Below are 19,100 nucleotides of genomic sequence, written 5' to 3' on the forward strand. Positions count from 1 at the left end.
CGGTTACGTTTGTGCCGCCTAACATGTGACCAATGGGAGAGTGCAATGTCTGATACGCATGGCAAGTTCATCTGGTATGAACTGATGACGCCCGATACCGAAGCTGCAGCACGGTTTTACGGTTTTGTCGTTGGATGGACGGCGGCGCCATTCGAAAATGCCGCCATGCCCTACACCATTTTCGAGACCAATGGTCGGGGTGTCGGCGGCATGATGGAGCTGACCGACGAGTTTGCCAAAAGTGGCATACCACCGAACTGGACCGGTTATGTCGCTGTCGACAATGTAGATGAGACTGTGCGCAAGATCGACGCCGAAGGCGGAAGCATCATGCGCCCTGCGGAAGACATTCCGGAAGTCGGCAGGTTCGCCGTGGTCAAAGATCCTGACGGGGCGGTTCTGTGCATCATGACACCTCTGCCTATGGATAACCAGCCGCCGGAAGCAGCTCCGGATGCACCCGGCCATGTCGGCTGGAGCGAGCTTTTCACCGACGATGTCGAACGGGCGAGTGCATTTTATCACAGCGTCTTTGGTTGGACGAAGGACCATGATTTGGACATGGGTGAAATGGGGCCATACCGCATTTTTGCCTATAAGGATAAAGCCATTGGCGGCATGATGAAACGCTTGCCGCAGGTTCCCGTCTGTCACTGGGGTTACTACTTCAATGTCGACGCCATCGATGAGGCCATTACACGCGTCAGCACCGGCGGCGGCCAGGTGATAAACGATCCCATGGAAGTGCCCGGCGGCAGCTGGATCGTCAATTGCCTTGACCCACACGGGGCCTATTTCTCGCTGGTCGCACCACGCAAGTAAACGTAGTGCTCGCGCGTGTCAGATATGCCCCCTTTGCCCGGACCAGGCAAAGGGGACATTTTTTATCCGAAGGACGCAAAGAAATCTTCGGGGGCATCGACCTCAATCAGTTTGCGTTTTTCGATTAGCCAGAAGCGGTTGGCAACATCCCTGATAAAGCTGCGGTCATGGGATACCAGAACGCAACTGGTGGTCTTGCCGGTCAGCTCTTCGCCAAGGGTTTCTTGGCCCTCGATGTCGAGATGGTTGGTTGGTTCATCCAGCAAGTAGAAATTGGGTGCCATCAACCGCAGCACCAGCATGCTGAGCCGTGCCTTTTGCCCGCCTGACAACAGGCTGGTGGCGCGCTGTTGCATGATGATGCTGATGCCAGCCCCTGCCAGCAGGGTGTGAGCCTGCTGGTCGGAGATATCAAAACGCCGGGTTATCGCGACAAGTGGCGTTTCCTCCGGTGACAACACATTCAGCGCTTGATCAGCGTAGCCAAGCACAAGCGACGATGTTGCGCGGATACTGCCGGTAGCCGACGGCTGTTCAATCGCGGCCTTCAACATCCGTATCAGGCAGGATTTTCCAACACCATTGCGGCCCAGCAGGACAATGCGGTCGCCCTGGCGAATGTATTGTTTACCGGTCCTGAACAACAGCGTTCCGTCCGGTGTCGTCACGTCGGCGTCCTCAAGGCTAAGCAACACCTTGGCGTGTGTACTGCGGCTGGCCAATGCAATGTTGCCGCTCGACTGTTCGCGGTGAGCAGGACGTGAAGCATCCTCCAGCTTTTCTGCGCGCTCCTTCAGTTGTTTTGTCTTGACGACAAGCAGGTCGCTGCCGGAATTGATGCCGATATTCTTCAGCTTGGCGGCCTGCTGGCGCAGTTGCTGCGCCACCTTGATGTTGCGCTGGTAGAGGCGTTCTTCCGAGGCATCCACTTCATCAAGTGCAATACGTGCCTTGCTGTAGGGCAGGGCGAAGGATTGCGAACGTTCCGGCCGCAGGAACAGGGTGCTGCGAGTTGTTGCGTCCAGAAACGCCCGGTCGTGGCTGGCAATGACGATTGCCGTTTCTCGGGGCAGTCCGGCTAGCCAGTTCTCGAGGACAGCTATTCGTTCCAGATCGAGGTGATTGGTCGGTTCGTCCAGCAGCAACACGTCGGGCTCGCGTATCCAGACCCTGGCCAGAAGGGCCTGCCGTTGCCAGCCGCCACTCAATTCAAAAAGCGACCGGCCCCTCATCTCAGCTGGTACTTCGAGCATGTCCAGCAGCATGTCGACACGCCAGCTTTCCATGGTCGCCTGCTCGTCAGGCAGGCCACCGGAGACCATGTCGTGAAATGAAAGCTTCGCCAGTGCCGGTGTTACATGCTGGGTAACATGGCCGATGGTCACGCCGCGCGCCGAAGTAAGCTGGCCTTCAGTTGTGTCGATTTCGCCTGCCATTGCCCGCAACAGGGTCGATTTACCGCGCCCATTGGCGGCAACAAGGCCGATGCGGTCACCGGCCGAAATGCTCAGGTTGAGGTGTGTAAAAAGGGGCGCGGTGAGTGTGACGCCAAGGTCACGAATATTGATCAAAGTCATTGAAATTCTCGGGTCTGCCAAGCCGGAACCCATGGGGAATTACCCATGAGAACATGCTGACGGTGCCTTGGGCAACACGACAGCAAAATCCGGCGATCAAAAACATGCAGGCACAACGCAAAAGGTCGTGCTGCGTCTAACCGCTACGGTAGGCAAACCAGAGTGATATGTGTCCGGTCAGCCCCGCAAACGCATTTGCAGGGCAGAAAGGTGCGTGATCTGGCAAAAACGCCAGAAGCATGAAATGTCCATGCGAAGCCTCCTTTCAAAACCGGTTTCAGATGCCAATTCATAACACAAGCTGTTTTCTGAAACAATCAGCCGACATTGGTCACTTGGCGGTCAACTGCGCCGTGGCAGCCGGACGTGGTCAATGAAGGCCCGAAGTTTGGGCGCCAGGTTACGGCGGTTTGGATAATAGAGATAAAACCCCGCAAAGCTCGGGCAATAACCATCCAGTAACGACACCAATTGCCCACGTTCGATGTATGGGCGAAATGTCTCTTCCATACCGAAGGTAATGCCGGCACCGGCACAGGCCAGCTTGATCATCAGTTGCATATCATTGGTGGTAAATTCCGGTTCCACCGCCACGGCAAATTCACGGTCGTTTTCCGCAAACTCCCATCGATAGGGGGCAGCGCCGGGGCGGGCACGCCAACCGATGCATCTGTGGTCGATCAGCTCTGCAGGGTGGGAGGGTAGGCCATGGTGATCTCTGTAAACTGGTGCGCAGACCGCAAGCTGACGCTGCTCGACCGAAACAGGCACCGCGATCATGTCCTGGGCAATCAACTCACCCAGACGAACGCCCGCATCATATTGTTCGGCAACAATGTCGAACTCCTCATCGGTGACGACAATATCCAGCTGAACTTCTGGATAGGTCTCGGCAAAACTGGCCAGCAGTGGCCCGGACAGAAAGCGTTCGGCAATCGACGACACGGCCAGCCGCAATTGCCCGCGCACCGCACCGCTGAACGACGATGTGGTGAGGGTGGCCTGTACGAGATTGGCGATTGATGGTGACACGTCGGCATAAAGCTGTTGCCCTGCTTCGGTCAGGCTGACGCTGCGTGTCGTGCGCTGGACGAGCGCAATGCCCATCGTTTCCTCCAGCTTGCGAATGGTCTGGCTGACCGCCGAGCGCGTGACACCAAGACGGTCGGCTGCGGCGCGAAAATTACGCTCCTCGGCGACCAGGCAAAAAGCTGACAGTGCATTGAGATCGATATTCATTGGTTAGAAAATCTACCTACTGAGTTCATGATTGAGGCGGTTATCACGACAATGCCTGTGAATTATCTTCCTTGCAACAGCAGAGGCCGGAAAGGTCGAGCTGGCAAACCAAGGAGATGAAACATGGTAATGAACAAAGTCGTTCTTATTACAGGCGCATCCAGTGGTATCGGTGCAGGCATTGCACGCGAACTTGCTGCCGCTGGCGCCAAGCTGGTTTTGGGCGCCCGTCGCATGGATCGCTTGGAGGCATTGGCAGACGAGTTACGTCTGGCTGGTGCGGATGTGGTCGCCCATCCGTTGAATGTGACACACCGGGAAAGCGTCGCAGACTTCGTCGAGGCTGGTCGTAAGGCTTTCGGACAGGTCGACGTTATCGTTAATAATGCCGGTATCATGCCCTTATCGCTGATGTCGTCGCTGAAGGTTGCCGAGTGGGACCGCATGATCGACGTCAACATCAAGGGTGTGCTCTACGGTGTTGCAGCTGTCCTGCCGGAAATGATCACCCGTAAGTCCGGTCAGATTATCAATATCGCCTCGATCGGTGCACTTGCAGTGTCTCCGACGGCAGCGGTCTATTGTGCGACCAAATTTGCGGTACGCGCCATCTCCGATGGTCTGCGTCAGGAACACAAGGATATCAGGGTGACCTGCATCCATCCCGGCGTGGTGGAAAGCGAACTGGCCGACACCATCACCGATCCGGCAGCCGCCGAACTCATGAAAACCTACCGCGCTATTGCGTTGAAGCCAGATGCCATTGGCCGCGCCGTGCGGTTTGCCATCGAACAACCTGATGGCGTTGACGTTAATGAAATCGTCGTGCGCCCGACGGCTGCGTGACGCGGGGAGATCCAGCAAATGAAAATGGTTTCAACATCAATTGCGATGGCGCTCGCATCTGTCGCTGCAGATGCCAGCCCGTCCAGAGCGAACTCCATGATGAAAACAGAAAACACCGAGCAGACATCGCAAGCGGTTACACATCCTTACATTGGCATGTGGGTGACGGGCGACGGTCAGATCCGTCAGGAACTGTTGGCAAACGGGCGCTACGATGAAGCGCGCGGCCAACGCAAAAGCGCCTATCAGGGGCGTTACGAAGTCACCGGAAATCATATCGATTATTGGGATGACACCGGCTTTACTGCGGACGGCAAGTTTGTTGACGATGTGCTCTATCATGGCGGCATGATTTTTTACCGCGAGAAATAAGCCGTCGCCAGAACGTCAATAGATGCCACCGCCCGTGCCTCTCTGGCCGGGCGGTGGCATAATTCTATCGCTTCAGGCTTCCGAGAATGCCACGCACAATCGCCCGACCGACCGATGTCGCGACCGAACGGGCGGCACTTTTCATTGCAGCTTCAATCACCGTCTCGCGCTGGTAACCATTGGTACGGCGTGGCGCAGAACCGCGCGAACCGGTTGTTGAGGCTTCTTTCGGTGCGTCGCCAAATCCCGGCAGCGTCCAGCGTCCGGCAGCGCTGTCCGGCTGCGCGGCCTGCTCTTCGGCGGCACGCTTGGCGGCTTCGGCCTCAGCTGCTTTTTGAGCGCGGGCAGTCAGAATTTCAAACGCGGATTCACGGTCGAGGTCGGTGTCGTACTGTCCGGCAACCGGGCTGACATTCATCACGCTTTTGCGTTCCGCATCGGTCAAGGGACCGGCGCGACCAGAGGGGGGGCGAATAAGCGTGCGTTCCACGATTGAAGGGGCACCCTTCTCCTGCAGGGTGGAAACCAGCGCTTCACCGGTGCCGAGCGTGGTGATGACCTCAGCCGTGTTGAAGGCTGGGTTTTGGCGGAAGGTGTCGGCAGCGGTCTTGACCGCCTTCTGTTCGCGTGGGGTATAGGCGCGCAAGGCATGCTGCACACGGTTACCAAGCTGCGCCAATACTGTCTCTGGCACATCGAGCGGGTTTTGGGTCACGAAGTAGACGCCAACGCCCTTGGAGCGGATCAGGCGCACAACCTGTTCCACGCGCTCGATCAGGACCTTTGGTGCGTCGTTGAACAGCAGGTGCGCTTCGTCAAAGAAGAACACCAGTTTTGGTTTGTCCGGATCACCCACTTCAGGCAGTTCTTCAAACAGTTCCGACAGCAGCCACAACAGGAAGGTGCCGTAGAGGCGAGGGTTCATCATCAGCTTTTCAGCCGACAGAACAGAAACAGCGCCACGTCCATCATTGGTAACACGCATGATGTCGCTGATTTTCAGGGCTGGCTCACCGAAGAAATGTTCAGCACCCTGTTGCTCCAGCACCAGCAGACCACGCTGCAACGAACCGACCGATGACTTGGAAATCAGGCCAAACTGTCCCGAAAGCTCGGAGGCATTTTCCGCCATGTAGTTGAGCAACGATTGCAGATCTTTCAGGTCGAGAAGCGGTAGGCCACCCTTGTCTGCAATCTTGAAGGCAATGTTAAGCACGCCTTCCTGAGCCTCGGAGGCATCCATCAATCGGGCCAGCAAAAGTGGTCCCATTTCGGCGATAGTTGCGCGCACCCGGTGGCCTTTTTCACCATAGAGATCCCAGAAAATGACCGGGAATTCCTGGAAGGTGAAATCAGAAAAACCGATCTGTTCGGCGCGTTTGCTGACCCAATCTTTTGCCTCGCCAATCGCGGCAATGCCGGAGAGGTCGCCTTTGATATCGGCGCAGAATACTGGCACGCCGGCATTGGAAAAGCTTTCTGCCAGAACCTGCAAAGTCACGGTTTTACCGGTGCCGGTCGCACCGGTTATCAGGCCGTGCCTGTTGCCAAATTTTAGATCCAGATATTCGCCCTTGTTGAGAGTGTCGTCCGGATTGCGGCTTGTGCCGATGTAGAGTTTTCCATCCTGCAACATGTGGGCATCTCTCCTGTTAGGCGTCTGACTGTAAGCCGGTACACTCGTAAAAACACGAGGCACCCTTCGTTGTTTATCAATCTATTGCAATGTTCTTGTAAGGCTGCAAGCAATGTCCAACAACAAGTTGCTGTGCGCCATGCTAAACGCTGCATAGTTTGCCTCAGTGGCTTGAGTCGGCAAGATATTTGTTTTACCTTGACGTTAACGTCAAAATAATCAGGAGGTGACGATATGAACCAACTCGTAACGCAGGTGGCCGACAAGGTCGGTGTCAGCCCGGAAGTGGCTGAAAAGGCCGTTGGCATGATGCTGGGTTTTCTACAGCGCGAAGCCGATGACGGCGCCATTGCCCGCATGATCGAAGCCATTCCCGGTGCGACCGAGCTGGTTGCACGCTTTAACGGTGAAGGCGCCGGTGGCGGCGGCGGTCTGCTGGGTGGCTTGATGAGCGCCATCGGTGGCGGCGGCATCATGGGTCTTGGCCAGCAGCTAATGAGCCAGGGCCTTGGCATGGGCGAGATTACCGCTCTTGCAAAGGAAACCATTGCAGTTGCCCGCCAGCACGCTGGTGATGAAGTTGTCGATCAGGTTATCGCCTCAGTTCCAGGCCTCAGCCAGTTCACCTGATCAGCAATTGATCGCCTGAAGTTTCAAAGGGTGCATCTGCTATTCAAACGCAGATGCACCCTTTTTTATGGAGGCAGGTCAAGGGACAGGGCAGGGCTCAGCCTGCCGCCGCTGCAAAATTGCGCCGCGCCTTTTCAATTTCGGCGTGATGGGTCTCCGCCCAGATCCATACTCCGCAAAATGCACCACCCAGACTGCGGCCAAGATTGGTCAGGCTATAGTCGACATGCGGTGGAATAACCGGATGCACGGTGCGTTTCACCAGCCCGTCACTCTCCATCTGCCGAAATGTCTTGGTCAGCATCTTCTGGCTGATGCCGCCCACCAACTTGCCCAGTTGTGTAAACCGCACGGTTCCGTGTTCTTCCAGAACCTCCAGAATAAGCATCGTCCATTTGTCCGCCACCTTGGCGATGATGTCCTGCACCAGCGCTTCAATCACTGGGTCGACATTATCAGGTATCTCATCATGCAGGCGTTTTTCGATGATCGGATCGACGGAATGCCTTTTCATACAGACACTCTCCTTTTGGTAAGTATAAATCTTTTGGGTGCCTTCTTTCGATTAGAGAGGATGATAGCTAATCTTTGTCTAGACAACAAGGAAAGGGCATCGCCATGAAAACCACAGGTAACACCATTCTCATCACCGGCGGCAGCTCCGGCATTGGTCGTGCACTGGCCGAAGCATTTCATGCCCTCGGCAATCAGGTCATCATAAGCGGTAGACGCGCCAACGTGCTGGACGAGGTCACCAAGGCAAATCCCGGCATGGCATCCTTTGTGATGGACGCAACCGATGCTGCTGATATCAGCGCATTCGCCGACAAAGTGGTTGCGGCCTATCCCGCATTGAATGCGGTCATCAATAATGCCGGTATCATGAAAAACGAAGCCATTCCGTCAGCGCCTGATTATCTCGCCATCGCGGAAGAAACCATTGCCACCAATCTTCTGGCACCCATTCGCCTGACGGCGGCATTGCTGCCGCATTTCCTGAAACAGAAGAATGCGACAGTGTTGACTGTATCGTCAGGTCTTGCCTTTGTGCCGATGGTTGCAACCCCGACCTACAGCGCAACCAAGTCGGCCATTCATGCCTACTCGTTGACGCTGCGCGAGCAGTTGAAGGCAACGCCGGTCGAGGTTATCGAGATTGTCCCACCTTACGTGCAGACCACCCTGCAGGGTGAACATCAGGCAACCGACGAACGCGCCATGCCCCTGGAAGCCTTCATCACGGAAGTCATGGATATCCTGACAAACCGCCCGGATGAAAAGGAAGTGGTAGTCGAGCGCTGCAAGCCGCTGCGCTTTTCCGTTGAAAACGGTGCTTTCGACAAGGTCTTCCAGATGGTCAATTCCATCCACGCATAAACAGGCGCGGTCCAAACAGACAACATCCGGCAACCATCATCCGTTGCCGGATGTGCTTTTATCCAGAACCTCCTGCAGCGCTGATATGAACACGCTGACCTTGGCTGGCAGCAGCTTGCGGGTGGGATAAACCGCCCAGATAGCGATTGTCTGAGGCGCGACATCCTCAAGCTTGACCTCAACCAGTCGCCCGGACTGCAAGTCCTTCTCGACATTCCAGTTGGCAAGCAGGGCAATGCCGCCACCGGCAATACTGACCGCATGGCATCCCTCGATGCTGGTCGCGGAAAAGCGCGGGTTCAGCCGCATATGTCGTTCATGTCCATCGGCGACAAAGTTCCACTGCTGGATGTTGGCAATCGGCAGGCAGTTATGCTGTTGCAGTTCTTCGAGCGTGCGCGGCGTGCCGTATTTTCTGAGGTAGTCGGGCGACGCCACAAGAACACGCGGATTGTCTGCCAACTTGCGGGCAATCAGATTGCTGTCCTTTAACCTGGCAATACGAATGGCGAGGTCCATACCGCTGGACACCAGATCGGGCAGGGCATCGCTGAGGTCGAGGGAAATGCGCAACGAGGGATGGGCCTCTAGCAATTGTGGTACGAGAGGTGCCACAAATTGGATGCCAAAAGCCACAGGAACCGACACGCGCAGCAAGCCGCTGGCCTTTTGTGTGCCGGAATTAAACTGGGCGAGTGCTTCTTCGGTATTTTCCACCAGTGCCTGCGCGTAAGGTAGAAATGTCTCGCCCTCCGCTGTTAGCGAAAGCGAGCGGGTCGTGCGGTGCATCAGGCGCACCCCAACCGTTGCCTCCAGTGCAGCCAGGCGACGTGTGGCCGTCATGGACGGCATACCAAGCCGTCTTGCCGCCTCGGACAGGCTACCAGCAGAAACAGCCGTGGTAAAAACCAACACGTCTTGAATATTCATTGTATCAATTTCCGTTATACGGGTTGAACTGCATAGGTCACTAAATCTTATTTTGATTAAATTGTATATCTGCGCCAACTCTTCGGCCAGAAAGGCGTGAAACATGAACACGACGAAAACCAATGCACCGCAGGCTAATGCCGGCTTGAGCAAGTGGAGCTTGCTGGCAATGGCGGTAGCTAGCGGCATTGCCGCCGCGAATATCTATTACAGCCAGCCGATGCTCGGCATCATGAAGGCAGGTTTCCCGCATGATGCGATCACCAGCTTTGTACCGACCGCCACACAGCTCGGATTTGCATTCGGCCTGTTGCTGCTTCTGCCGCTCGGGGACATCGTAAACCGCCGATATCTCATCATCGGGCAATTCATGGCCCTGTCTGTCGCGCTGGCGGCAACAGCTGTTGCACCAACCGCATGGATCTTGGTCATCGCCTCATTTGCCGTTGGCGTCGGGTCCGCGGTCGCTCAGCAGATCGTGCCCTTTGCAGCCTCGCTGGCAGCACCGGAAAAACGTGGCGCCACCATCGGTACCGTTATGGCCGGTCTCCTGTCAGGCATTCTGTTAAGCCGCACCCTGTCCGGTTTTGTCGGGCAGCATGCCGGCTGGCGGGAAATGTTCTGGATCGGCGTGCCGATGGCACTTTTTGCCGCCGCATTGATGTTCGTTGCCCTTCCAAACCACAAGCCATCGTCGCGCATGCCTTATCGTAAGGCGTTGGTGTCCTTGGTGCACATCTGGAAGCGTGAACCGGATTTGCGTATCGCTGCATTGGTGCAGGCGGCGCTGTTTGGCTCCTTCTCGGCATTCTGGACCATCCTTGCGCTTTACCTGCAAGGTCCTGACTTCCATCTGGGCGCAGATGTCGCTGGTCTGTTCGGTGTGGTGGGCGCTGTCGGCATCTTCGCAGCACCGCTGGCAGGCCGTATCGCTGACAGTCGTGGACCACACTTCGTGGTATGGTCAGGCGCGGTTCTTGCGCTTGTCTCGTGGATTGTCTTCGGGGCATGGGCGTCGCTGGCTGCACTCGTCATTGGCGTCATCATCCTTGACTTTGGGGTGCAGAGTGCCCTCGTGTCCAACCAGCACATCATCTATGCGCTGGATCAGGAAGCCCGTAGTCGCATCAACACCATCTTCATGACCAGTATGTTTTTGGGAGGTGCTAGCGGTTCTGCTCTCGCAACCGCCGCCTGGGGTTATGATGGATGGACTGCCGTCAGTGTTCTGGGCGCGGTGCTTGCCATTGCTGCTGTAGTTGTTCGGGTGTTCGACCATCGAACCCGCACCGCATTGGCGCGGTAAGATAGGCCCGATATGCAGTGAAAGGACGGCTTCGGCCGTCCTTTCCATATGCGGGAGGAACATTTCAAGCGACACTGCGTTAGGGGCAAAGGTGCAACCTGACATGAGGTGTCCGGAGCATTCTGTGTGAGTGCATCAGAAGCTCGTTAATTAGTATTCCCTTTCAAATTGAAACATCTCAAAAACATTATCGCAACCGGTGGATGAAATGTCGTTCAGCAACGACACCGGATTGTGGTCTTTGAAGAATGACGCCCGGCAAGATGGGCTCATCCACTGAAGCCACCCTGAGAATAGAGCGCGCTTCACCTCTGCTGATGCTGGTGTCGAAAAGCCTTTCCGGCACCGGTGATTTTTTCAGATCTGCGAAAGGAGAACACATGTTTGTTCTCATTATTGGGGTTGTTGCAGCCATACTGGCTCTGGCGATATTGTATCCCGGCGTTCAACTCGCAATGGCTGGCGGAAGCGTCTTCTATGTGGTTATAGGCATTGGTTTGTTGCTGGCGGCCATCCAGCTCATTCGTCGGAGACAATCTGGCTATTTTCTCTATGCACTGCTTCTGATCGCCACCTTCGTGTGGACCATCTGGGAAGTGGGTTTCGACAAGTGGCAATGGATACCGCGCGGTGCATTGCTGACCTTCCTGGGATTATTGCTCAGCCTGCCACCGGTGCCCTACGGCCTTAAAACCAAAGGCAAAAGCGTTGCTTTGTTGCGCATGACAGTTTTTGTTATCGCTGTATTGGGTGTCGTGTCATGGTTTGTCGACCCGCGGCTGATTGATGGCGAACTTCAACCGCAAACCGCCCAGGCCGAGCCCGCTGCGACTGGCACGCCGGCTTACCCGGCAGATGATTGGATTGCCTATGGCGGCAACAATTTCGGCCAACGTTATTCCTCCCTCAGTGATATCAACGTCGATACTGTCAAGGGGCTGACCGTTGCCTGGGAACACCATACCGGCGATTTGAAAACTGCCAATGACAGCAAGGAGTTTACCTTCGAGGTGGCACCTTTGAAGGTCAACGGACTGCTGTATCTCTGCACGCCACACAACATTGTCGAGGCACTGGTCCCGGAAACGGGCGAGGTGAAATGGAAGTTTGACCCTGAGCTGAAACCCAGCACATTCTTCCAACACCAGACATGCCGTGGTGTGTCCTATAATGACAGCAGCGATTTTGTCGCCGCCCCTGCAGCATCTGCTTCCACATCAATTCCTGTAGCACCCGCTGCTCCGGCAACCGAAGGCACGACACAGACACAGCCACAAACGCAGGCTCAAAACCAAACACCGCAAGTGGTTGCGCCAGTTCCGGCTACATTGACCTGCCCACGGCGTATCATCTCCACCACGGTTGATGGTCGCCTTTATGCGCTGAATGCCGATACCGGTGCACTTTGCACCGAGTTTGGCGAAAATGGTTATGTCAATCTTCTGGCGCAAATGCCGATGTTGCATGAATCCTCTTACATGCAGACATCAGCGCCTCTGGTGACGAAAAATCTCATCATCATCGGCGGTTCGGTGTCCGACAATTATTACGAGGACAACACCTCGGGCGTGATCCGCGCCTATGATGTGCGCACGGGCAAAATCGTCTGGAAATTCGATGCCGGAAAACCGGACGAAACAGCGCCTCTGGCGGCCGGTGAAACCTATGAGGCCAACTCTCCCACCGCATGGACAACCTTCAGTGCCGATGAAGCCCTGGGTCTTGTCTATGTGCCTTTCGGCAACAAGTCTCCTGATCAGTTCGGTATGAACCGCACTGAAGAGGACACGCAATTTGTTGATGCGCTGGCAGCACTCGATATCGAAACCGGCAAACTGCGCTGGAAATTCCAGACCTCCTATCACGATCTTTGGGACCGCGATAATCCGTCTCAACCGACACTTCTCGACCTTCCAAAGGACGGCAAGAATGTACCGGCGGTGATCATGCCAACCAAGGGCGGCAACTTGTGGGTTCTCAACCGTCAGGACGGCACGCCTATCTTGCCGGTCAGTGAACAGAAGGTCAGCACGGAAACCGATGTGCCCAATGAAAAACCGTCACCGGTGCAGCCGATCTCGTCGCTGAACTTCACGCCGGCACCGCTGCGTGAAGTCGATATGTGGGGTGTCTCACCGATCGACCAGGCGATGTGCCGTCTGGCATTCAAGCAGGCGCGATATGATGGAAATCCTTTTACACCTCCGGGTATAGGCAAACCGTCGCTTGTCTGGCCGGGCAATATCGGTGTGTTCAACTGGGGGTCGATCGCGGTTGATCCGGTCAACAAATGGCTGATCGGTACACCGCAATATCTGCCCTATCTATATCAGGCCTATCCACGCAACCCGGATGATCTGAATGCCCGTCTCTTCACCAAGGAGGGCACCAACCCCGGCAATGAAAATCTTGGTGGGCCATTTGGCATCAGCATCCTCAACTTCCGGTCCGGCATTGGCCTGCCATGCAATACACCGCCATGGGGTGAAATGGTTGGCGTTGACCTGACAACGGGAAAGACCGCATGGAAACGCCGCAACGGCACGGTGCAGGACCAGAAGATATTGGGATATTCATGGCCGATCCCGCTGCCGATGGGCATCCTCGCCCATGGTGGCACCTTGACCACGGCAGGCGGTGTGTCCTTCACCGCTGCCACGCTCGACAACTATCTTCGAGCTTACGACATGAAGTCAGGCGAAAAACTGTGGCAGGCCCGTCTGCCGGCCGGTGGGCAGGCAACGCCCGTCACCTATCGCGGGGAAGATGGCAAACAATATGTCGTCATTGCCGCCGGTGGTCATGGCTCAATCGGCACGACGCTGGGTGACAGTGTTATTGCCTATCGGCTGAACTGATGGAAAAAGAAAGACCCCGCCCATGCATATGGGCGGGGTCTTCGTCTGTTTTGCTCTGAGTTGACTACTCGGCCGGCCGGATCACTTCTTGACAGCAACGACGAAAAGTCGCGGGAAGCGCAGCAGGACACGGCCGTCCGCCATCGGCGCGTAGGCCTTGGCGATGCGCGCCGTATAATCCTCAAGAAACGCGTCCTGATGTTCAGCACCGGCGGCATTCAGATAGGGGCGCAGTCCAGTACCTTTCACCCATTCGACGATCGCGCTGGCATCCGTCATCGGGTGATTATAGATCGTGTGCCAGACATCGACCCGTGCAGATTTCGGACCAAGCCGGTCGAGATAGGCGGTTGGGGAGGGCAGTGGTTTACGACGCAACGATCCCTCGGCAAAGGCCGGGGCCCAAGGTCCGACAGACGCGGTTTCTCCCATCGAGACATGGGTCGGTTCAGACAGATTGTCCGGCATCTGGACCGCCAGCACGCCGCCCGGTTTCAGATGATCCATTAGCTTTTCCAGAACGCTGAGATGGTCCGGTATCCACTGGAAAACCGCATTGGCATATAAAAGGTCGGCCGGGGTATCGGGTTGCCATGTGGAAAGATCGGCTTTGCGAAACTCGGTATTCGGCAGGCGATCTCTGGCCTTTTCCAGCATGTCGTCGTCGCTGTCCACGCCGGTGATCACATTCAAACCGTAGCGGTTAGTCAGCAGCTCTGTGGAATTGCCGGGACCGCAGCCGAGATCATAACCCGCCATTACCGTTTCCAGCGGAACCTGCGCCAGCAGATCGCGGGCAGGGCGTGTTCTTTCATCTTCAAACCGGAGGTATTGTGCGGCGGACCATGCCATATCTGTGAGTCTCCCATGCTGACACCTTCGCTCAGGTGTCCCGTTTCAATTACACAGTTTTTACCCGCTCCATCATTTATCGTTATACGTCCATTTATCAAGTTGTTGGTTCGATGGAAGATTCTTGCTCAGATACCGCAGGTGAATATTGTTTTGCGTCGTTTTGTGTTTTTGCGGAAAAATTATCTTGACCTGGTGCAGGTCGAGGCATTCACTCCGGCCACTTATCTATAGGAGACTTTGAGAATGGCCGTCGATACTTCACCGAAATCAAACACCTGGACCTATGTTGACGGTGAATGGCTGCCCGGCAATCCGCCGTTGATTGGCCCCACCTCGCATGCCATGTGGCTGGCTTCGACAGTGTTTGATGGAGCTCGCTGGTTTGACGGTCTTGCGCCGGATCTGGATCTGCACTGCCTGCGCGTCAATCGCTCGGCCACCAACATGGGCATGATCCCGACCAAAACCCCTGAGGAAATCGAGGCGCTGGCACTCGAAGGCGTCAAGAAGTTTGATGGCAAGACCGCCATCTACATCAAGCCGATGTATTGGGCTGAACATGGCTCAGTTGGCAGCGTTGTTGCACCGGATGGTGCCTCCACCCGTTTTGCTCTTTGCCTGTTTGAAGCACCGATGGATGCGGGCAAGTCGCTGACGCTCACCGTTTCTCCGCTGCGTCGCCCTTCGCCGGAAACAGCCATGACCGACGCCAAGGCAGGCAGCCTTTATCCGAATAGCGGCCGTGCGATCATTGAGGCGCGTTCGCGTGGTTTCGACAATGCCCTGATGCGCGATATGAACGGTAATGTTGCTGAAACGGCAGCCTCAAACATCTTCATGGTAAAGGATGGCGTTGTCCTGACCCCGGTTCCAAACCGCACCTTCCTTGCTGGCATCACTCGCTCGCGCGTTATGGGCCTGCTTCGTCAGGCGGGTTTCGAGGTTCGCGAAGCGACGCTTTCGGTTGAAGACTTCAAGAACGCCGATGAGATTTTCTGCTCCGGCAACTATTCCAAGGTTTCTCCGGTCACCAAGCTGGACGAGAAGGAATTGCAGGCTGGTCCGGTCGCCCGCAAGGCATTGGAGCTTTATCTTGAATGGGCCAAGTCAGGCACTGACGCCTAATTATAGATCGACCAAACGGCCGGGTTCCCCGGCCGTTTTTTTATCCTGCCACACATATTCCGGATGACGGCAAATGGCCGAAAAATCTTCGCTTAACATCATTATTCGTCAGAGCCATACAGACGATATCCCAGCGATAACCGAAATTTACCGTGATGCTGTCCTGCACGGCAAGGCGAGCTTCGAAATCGACCCGCCCTCTGCTGATGAAATGCTCAAGCGCCGCGACGCTTTGGTCTCTGGTGGGTTTTCTTATCTGGTGGCAGAGGTCGAAGGCCGTATCGCTGGTTACGCCTATGCCGGTGCCTACCGTGCGCGCCCGGCCTATGGCGCAACGGTCGAGGATTCGGTCTATGTCAGCCCCGATGCCAAAGGCATGGGCATTGGCCGAAAATTGCTGGATGCGCTGATTGTCGACGCGACGGCCAAGGGCTTTCGGCAAATGGTGGCGGTGATCGGTGATTCCGCCAATGCCGCTTCGGTCGGCGTGCATCGCGCGGCAGGTTTTGAAATGGTTGGCACATTGAAGTCAATCGGCTGGAAGCATGGCCAGTGGCTTGATACTGTGCTGATGCAACGCCCGCTTGGTGAAGCAGATACGACGCCGCGCTTCCAGCCCTGATATGATTGGGGATATCTCGCCTTATGGCTTGACCTGATCGGGAATATCGATCTTGACGGTGTCTGTCGTCATTTCACCGCCGATTTCCACGGTCTTTGCCTGCTTGTCATAAACGCAGATATGGTTGATTGTCGCGTCGGCCCCCTTGGCTTTGCCACTGACGATCGCAAGGCCGTAGCTTTCGCTACCAAACGGATCGACCACGATCTTGGCGTTCTCGATCATGCCTTCCGTGGCGGCAAGGCATTTCGCTTGGACGTCGGCAGTAAACTCCTGCCATGCTTCATCCGATGAGGCGGCAGCAGGGAGTGAAATCAGGCTTGTCAGAATTGCAGTGCAGAGGGTTTTCCTCATCTTGTCGCTTTCCTTGTCAGTAATGCCGAACCGAAGTTCTTGAATCGGTACGCAACCATCGAATGCGATTGTGAATTTCTGATGTTGGTAGTGGAATTTTCTCTTTTGCCGGAACATTTTGATATTTCGCAGGTTGCCTCAATTGAGTTCCGCTCCTATGTTCCGCGCACAAGGTTTCAAGGAGCGGGTCACCGCTGCAACAAGGAGTACCACCATGGCCTTCGAACTTCCCGAACTTCCATACGACTACGACGCTCTCGCACCATACATGTCGCGCGAAACGCTCGAATTCCACCACGACAAGCACCACAAGGCATACGTAGACAACGGCAACAAGCTTGCTGCTGAAGCTGGCCTTGCTGACCTGTCGTTGGAAGAAGTCGTCAAGAAGTCTTTCGGCACCAATGCTGGCCTGTTCAACAATGCTGCCCAGCACTACAACCACGTTCATTTCTGGAAGTGGATGAAGAAGGACGGCGGCGGCAACAAGCTGCCTGGCAAGCTGGAAGCTGCAATCAACTCCGACCTCGGCGGTTTTGACAAGTTCAAGGCAGACTTCATCGCTGCCGGTACCACACAGTTCGGCTCTGGCTGGGCATGGCTGTCGGTCAAGAACGGCAAGCTCGAAATCTCCAAGACCCCGAACGGCGAAAACCCGCTGGTTCACGGTGCAGAGCCGATCCTCGGTGTCGACGTTTGGGAACACTCCTATTACATCGACTACCGCAACCTGCGTCCAAAGTACCTCGAAGCCTTCGTTGATAACCTCATCAACTGGGACTACGTTCTGGAGCGCTTCGAAGCCGCTTCCAAGTAAGGTTTTCAACCTGCGATTTTACGAGACACCCGGCCTTTGTGCCGGGTGTTTTGCTATGTGGCTGCGATGTCATATCGCTGTCATGTGCAGGGCATAAAGCCGCCGCCATGACACATCTTGCTGCACCGCTATTTTCCTTCGGCATCATCGCCGACCCCCAATATGCCGACATCGAACCGAAGCCTGATATGGGGCGCTATTACGCCAATAGCCCACGCAAGCTCGATGCGGCGATTGAAACGATGAATGGCGAGGATCTGGCCTTCGTCGTGACGCTGGGTGATCTGGTCGATCGTGACTGGAACAGCTTCGATGCAATTCTTGCCTGTTACGACAAGCTGCGGCACCGTTCCGTTCTGTTGCCGGGCAATCACGACTTTGCCGTCGATGTTGAGAAATTGCCAGACGTCTATCAGCGACTGGGCATGCCATCGCCCTGGCATGATTTTGCCGAGCAGGGTGTGCGTTTCATTGTTCTTGATGGATCCGACGTCAGCCTGTTTGCACCGGAAAGACATGACCCGAGGCGCGAGATCGCGGCTACGCGGCTGGAAACTCTGCAGGCGGTTGGCGCCATCAATGCGCAGACCTGGAATGGTTCATTGAGTGATGAGCAGTTTGGCTGGCTGGAAAACACGCTGGAAGACGCAGCACGCCTCAATCAGAAGGTCGTGATCTTCTGCCACTATCCTGTCTTTCCAGATAACGCCCATAACCTGTGGGATACGCCGCGCATTCTGTCGTTGTTGGCCGACCATGATTGTTTTGTGGCATGGTTCTGTGGCCATAACCATGTCGGTAATTATGGCGAAATAGACGGCAAGCATTTTCTCAATTTCAAGGGCATGGTGGATACGCCTGACGAAAACACCTTTGCCATTGCCGATGTCTATGTTGACCGTATCGAGATTCGCGGTTTCGGTCGTGAAGACAGCCGCACCCTGGCGCTTTGATAGCTCTCAAACATTGGTCTTTGGCGTTTGACTATATTGCCAGTTGGCCATCCATAGCTGGCGCAAAGCCTCACCTTGATGTTTGAAGAAGTCCTGTGTTTCGACGCAGGTTTTCACACGGTCCGCACGGAAGTTGCGGATCGCCTGCCGCAACTCGCACCAGGCGACGATATTGGCGGTTTCGGAATAATAGATCACCGCGATTGGCCGTATCCGCCGTTCGGTCAGCGAACCGGCTTCATCCTGATAGGCGATATCAAGCTTTTCCTCGTTGCGAACGGCGCGTCGGATCATCGACAGGTCCACGCCGTCAGGCGAATTGGCAATAATGCCCCAGGCATGTAGTGCAGTGGTGGACAGAATGCGGGAGAGCGGTTCGGGGACCGATGAGGCAATCTTGTCGCTGACCCGCTTGGCTGCCTGGCGTAACTCCGTGTCACCGGTTCTGCTGACAAGCGCTAGAGCTAGCACGATGGCTTCCGTTTCCTCGATCGAAAACATCAGCGGTGGCAGGTTGAAACCGGGCCGCATGATGTAACCCACACCACGTTCCCCTTCGACTGGCACACGCATGGCCTGCAAGGCGGCAATGTCGCGGTAAACCGACCGAGGCGTCACCTCCAGCGTGTCGGCAATCTGCTGTGCGGTCACCGGCTGGCGTGCCACCCGCAATATCTGGATGATTTCGAAAAGCCGTGATGCTTTGCGCATTTCTGTCCCCGAGCGAAGGCTACTGACAGAACGCTGTCAGTAGCAGGAGATTATAGACAATAGAAATTGG

The 19,100-nt window shown here is 55.7% G+C and carries 20 protein-coding genes; 11 read left to right on the plus strand and 9 right to left on the minus strand.

The window, feature by feature from the left end; genetic code table 11:
* Positions 1 to 45: 45 nt before the first annotated feature.
* On the plus strand, positions 46 to 822 hold the full coding sequence (locus tag IB237_RS03730; RefSeq protein WP_192487238.1) for a VOC family protein: 777 nt from the start codon (positions 46 to 48) through the stop codon (positions 820 to 822).
* A 62-nt stretch (positions 823 to 884) separates the two neighbouring features.
* On the opposite strand, the gene IB237_RS03735 is transcribed toward IB237_RS03730, so the two are convergent.
* Both IB237_RS03735 and IB237_RS03740 read right to left on the minus strand, forming a co-directional pair.
* Complete coding sequence (locus IB237_RS03735; RefSeq protein WP_192487239.1) at positions 885 to 2,399, minus strand: ABC-F family ATP-binding cassette domain-containing protein; 1,515 nt, start codon at positions 2,397 to 2,399, stop codon at positions 885 to 887.
* A 342-nt stretch (positions 2,400 to 2,741) separates the two neighbouring features.
* Positions 2,742 to 3,638, minus strand: a complete 897-nt coding sequence (locus IB237_RS03740; RefSeq protein WP_192487240.1) for a LysR family transcriptional regulator — start codon at positions 3,636 to 3,638, stop codon at positions 2,742 to 2,744.
* Positions 3,639 to 3,761: 123 nt separating this feature from the next.
* Here IB237_RS03740 and IB237_RS03745 point away from each other — a divergent pair, with 123 nt between their 5' ends.
* On the plus strand, positions 3,762 to 4,484 hold the full coding sequence (locus tag IB237_RS03745; RefSeq protein ID WP_192487241.1) for an SDR family oxidoreductase: 723 nt from the start codon (positions 3,762 to 3,764) through the stop codon (positions 4,482 to 4,484).
* 18 nt (positions 4,485 to 4,502) lie between these two features.
* Positions 4,503 to 4,856, plus strand: a complete 354-nt coding sequence (locus IB237_RS03750) for an Atu4866 domain-containing protein (RefSeq protein WP_192487242.1) — start codon at positions 4,503 to 4,505, stop codon at positions 4,854 to 4,856.
* 64 nt (positions 4,857 to 4,920) lie between these two features.
* On the opposite strand, the gene IB237_RS03755 is transcribed toward IB237_RS03750, so the two are convergent.
* On the minus strand, positions 4,921 to 6,492 hold the full coding sequence (locus tag IB237_RS03755) for a helicase HerA-like C-terminal domain-containing protein (RefSeq protein WP_192487243.1): 1,572 nt from the start codon (positions 6,490 to 6,492) through the stop codon (positions 4,921 to 4,923).
* Positions 6,493 to 6,726: 234 nt separating this feature from the next.
* Here IB237_RS03755 and IB237_RS03760 point away from each other — a divergent pair, with 234 nt between their 5' ends.
* Positions 6,727 to 7,122 (plus strand): DUF2780 domain-containing protein, encoded by a 396-nt coding sequence (locus IB237_RS03760; protein WP_192487244.1) that lies wholly within the window; start codon positions 6,727 to 6,729, stop codon positions 7,120 to 7,122.
* Positions 7,123 to 7,219: 97 nt separating this feature from the next.
* Here IB237_RS03760 and IB237_RS03765 read toward each other — a convergent pair whose 3' ends face one another.
* Positions 7,220 to 7,636 (minus strand): helix-turn-helix domain-containing protein, encoded by a 417-nt coding sequence (locus IB237_RS03765; RefSeq protein ID WP_192487245.1) that lies wholly within the window; start codon positions 7,634 to 7,636, stop codon positions 7,220 to 7,222.
* Positions 7,637 to 7,740: 104 nt separating this feature from the next.
* Between IB237_RS03765 and IB237_RS03770 the strand changes: the two genes are divergently transcribed.
* Positions 7,741 to 8,499: an SDR family oxidoreductase gene (locus IB237_RS03770; RefSeq protein WP_192487246.1), complete on the plus strand. Its 759-nt coding sequence runs from the start codon at positions 7,741 to 7,743 to the stop codon at positions 8,497 to 8,499.
* 36 nt (positions 8,500 to 8,535) lie between these two features.
* Here the strand turns inward: IB237_RS03770 and IB237_RS03775 are convergent, their stop codons facing one another.
* Positions 8,536 to 9,429 (minus strand): LysR family transcriptional regulator, encoded by an 894-nt coding sequence (locus IB237_RS03775; protein WP_192487247.1) that lies wholly within the window; start codon positions 9,427 to 9,429, stop codon positions 8,536 to 8,538.
* A gap of 103 nt (positions 9,430 to 9,532) precedes the next feature.
* On the opposite strand from IB237_RS03775, the gene IB237_RS03780 reads away from it, so the two are divergent.
* Positions 9,533 to 10,735 (plus strand): MFS transporter, encoded by a 1,203-nt coding sequence (locus IB237_RS03780; RefSeq protein ID WP_192487248.1) that lies wholly within the window; start codon positions 9,533 to 9,535, stop codon positions 10,733 to 10,735.
* A 187-nt stretch (positions 10,736 to 10,922) separates the two neighbouring features.
* Here the strand turns inward: IB237_RS03780 and IB237_RS03785 are convergent, their stop codons facing one another.
* Positions 10,923 to 11,117 (minus strand): hypothetical protein, encoded by a 195-nt coding sequence (locus IB237_RS03785; RefSeq protein WP_192487249.1) that lies wholly within the window; start codon positions 11,115 to 11,117, stop codon positions 10,923 to 10,925.
* Between IB237_RS03785 and IB237_RS03790 the strand changes: the two genes are divergently transcribed.
* Entirely contained in the window at positions 11,116 to 13,593 is a 2,478-nt protein-coding gene (locus IB237_RS03790) for a membrane-bound PQQ-dependent dehydrogenase, glucose/quinate/shikimate family (RefSeq protein WP_192487250.1), read from the plus strand. The genes IB237_RS03785 and IB237_RS03790 overlap by 2 nt on opposite strands.
* An 81-nt stretch (positions 13,594 to 13,674) precedes the next feature.
* Here IB237_RS03790 and tam read toward each other — a convergent pair whose 3' ends face one another.
* Entirely contained in the window at positions 13,675 to 14,445 is a 771-nt protein-coding gene (gene tam, locus IB237_RS03795; protein ID WP_192487251.1) for a trans-aconitate 2-methyltransferase, read from the minus strand.
* 246 nt (positions 14,446 to 14,691) lie between these two features.
* Between tam and IB237_RS03800 the strand changes: the two genes are divergently transcribed.
* Together IB237_RS03800 and IB237_RS03805 are read left to right on the plus strand one after the other, a co-directional pair.
* A complete protein-coding gene (locus IB237_RS03800) occupies positions 14,692 to 15,573 on the plus strand; it encodes a branched-chain amino acid aminotransferase (protein ID WP_192487252.1) in 882 nt (293 codons plus the stop codon).
* 73 nt (positions 15,574 to 15,646) lie between these two features.
* Positions 15,647 to 16,195 carry a GNAT family N-acetyltransferase gene (locus IB237_RS03805; protein ID WP_192487253.1) on the plus strand — a complete coding sequence of 183 codons (549 nt, stop codon included), beginning with the start codon at positions 15,647 to 15,649 and terminating at the stop codon, positions 16,193 to 16,195.
* Between the two features lie 21 nt (positions 16,196 to 16,216).
* Here IB237_RS03805 and IB237_RS03810 read toward each other — a convergent pair whose 3' ends face one another.
* On the minus strand, positions 16,217 to 16,549 hold the full coding sequence (locus IB237_RS03810; RefSeq protein ID WP_192487254.1) for a hypothetical protein: 333 nt from the start codon (positions 16,547 to 16,549) through the stop codon (positions 16,217 to 16,219).
* Positions 16,550 to 16,763: 214 nt separating this feature from the next.
* Between IB237_RS03810 and IB237_RS03815 the strand changes: the two genes are divergently transcribed.
* Together IB237_RS03815 and IB237_RS03820 are read left to right on the plus strand one after the other, a co-directional pair.
* Positions 16,764 to 17,366, plus strand: coding sequence for a superoxide dismutase (locus IB237_RS03815; protein WP_192487255.1), 603 nt, complete (start codon positions 16,764 to 16,766; stop codon positions 17,364 to 17,366).
* A 107-nt stretch (positions 17,367 to 17,473) separates the two neighbouring features.
* Positions 17,474 to 18,319, plus strand: a complete 846-nt coding sequence (locus IB237_RS03820) for a metallophosphoesterase (RefSeq protein ID WP_192487256.1) — start codon at positions 17,474 to 17,476, stop codon at positions 18,317 to 18,319.
* 6 nt (positions 18,320 to 18,325) lie between these two features.
* Here IB237_RS03820 and IB237_RS03825 read toward each other — a convergent pair whose 3' ends face one another.
* Positions 18,326 to 19,030, minus strand: a complete 705-nt coding sequence (locus tag IB237_RS03825) for a YafY family protein (RefSeq protein WP_192487257.1) — start codon at positions 19,028 to 19,030, stop codon at positions 18,326 to 18,328.
* Positions 19,031 to 19,100: the final 70 nt, after the last annotated feature.

The organism is Agrobacterium sp. AGB01 (assembly GCF_014851585.1).
GTDB lineage: Bacteria > Pseudomonadota > Alphaproteobacteria > Rhizobiales > Rhizobiaceae > Agrobacterium.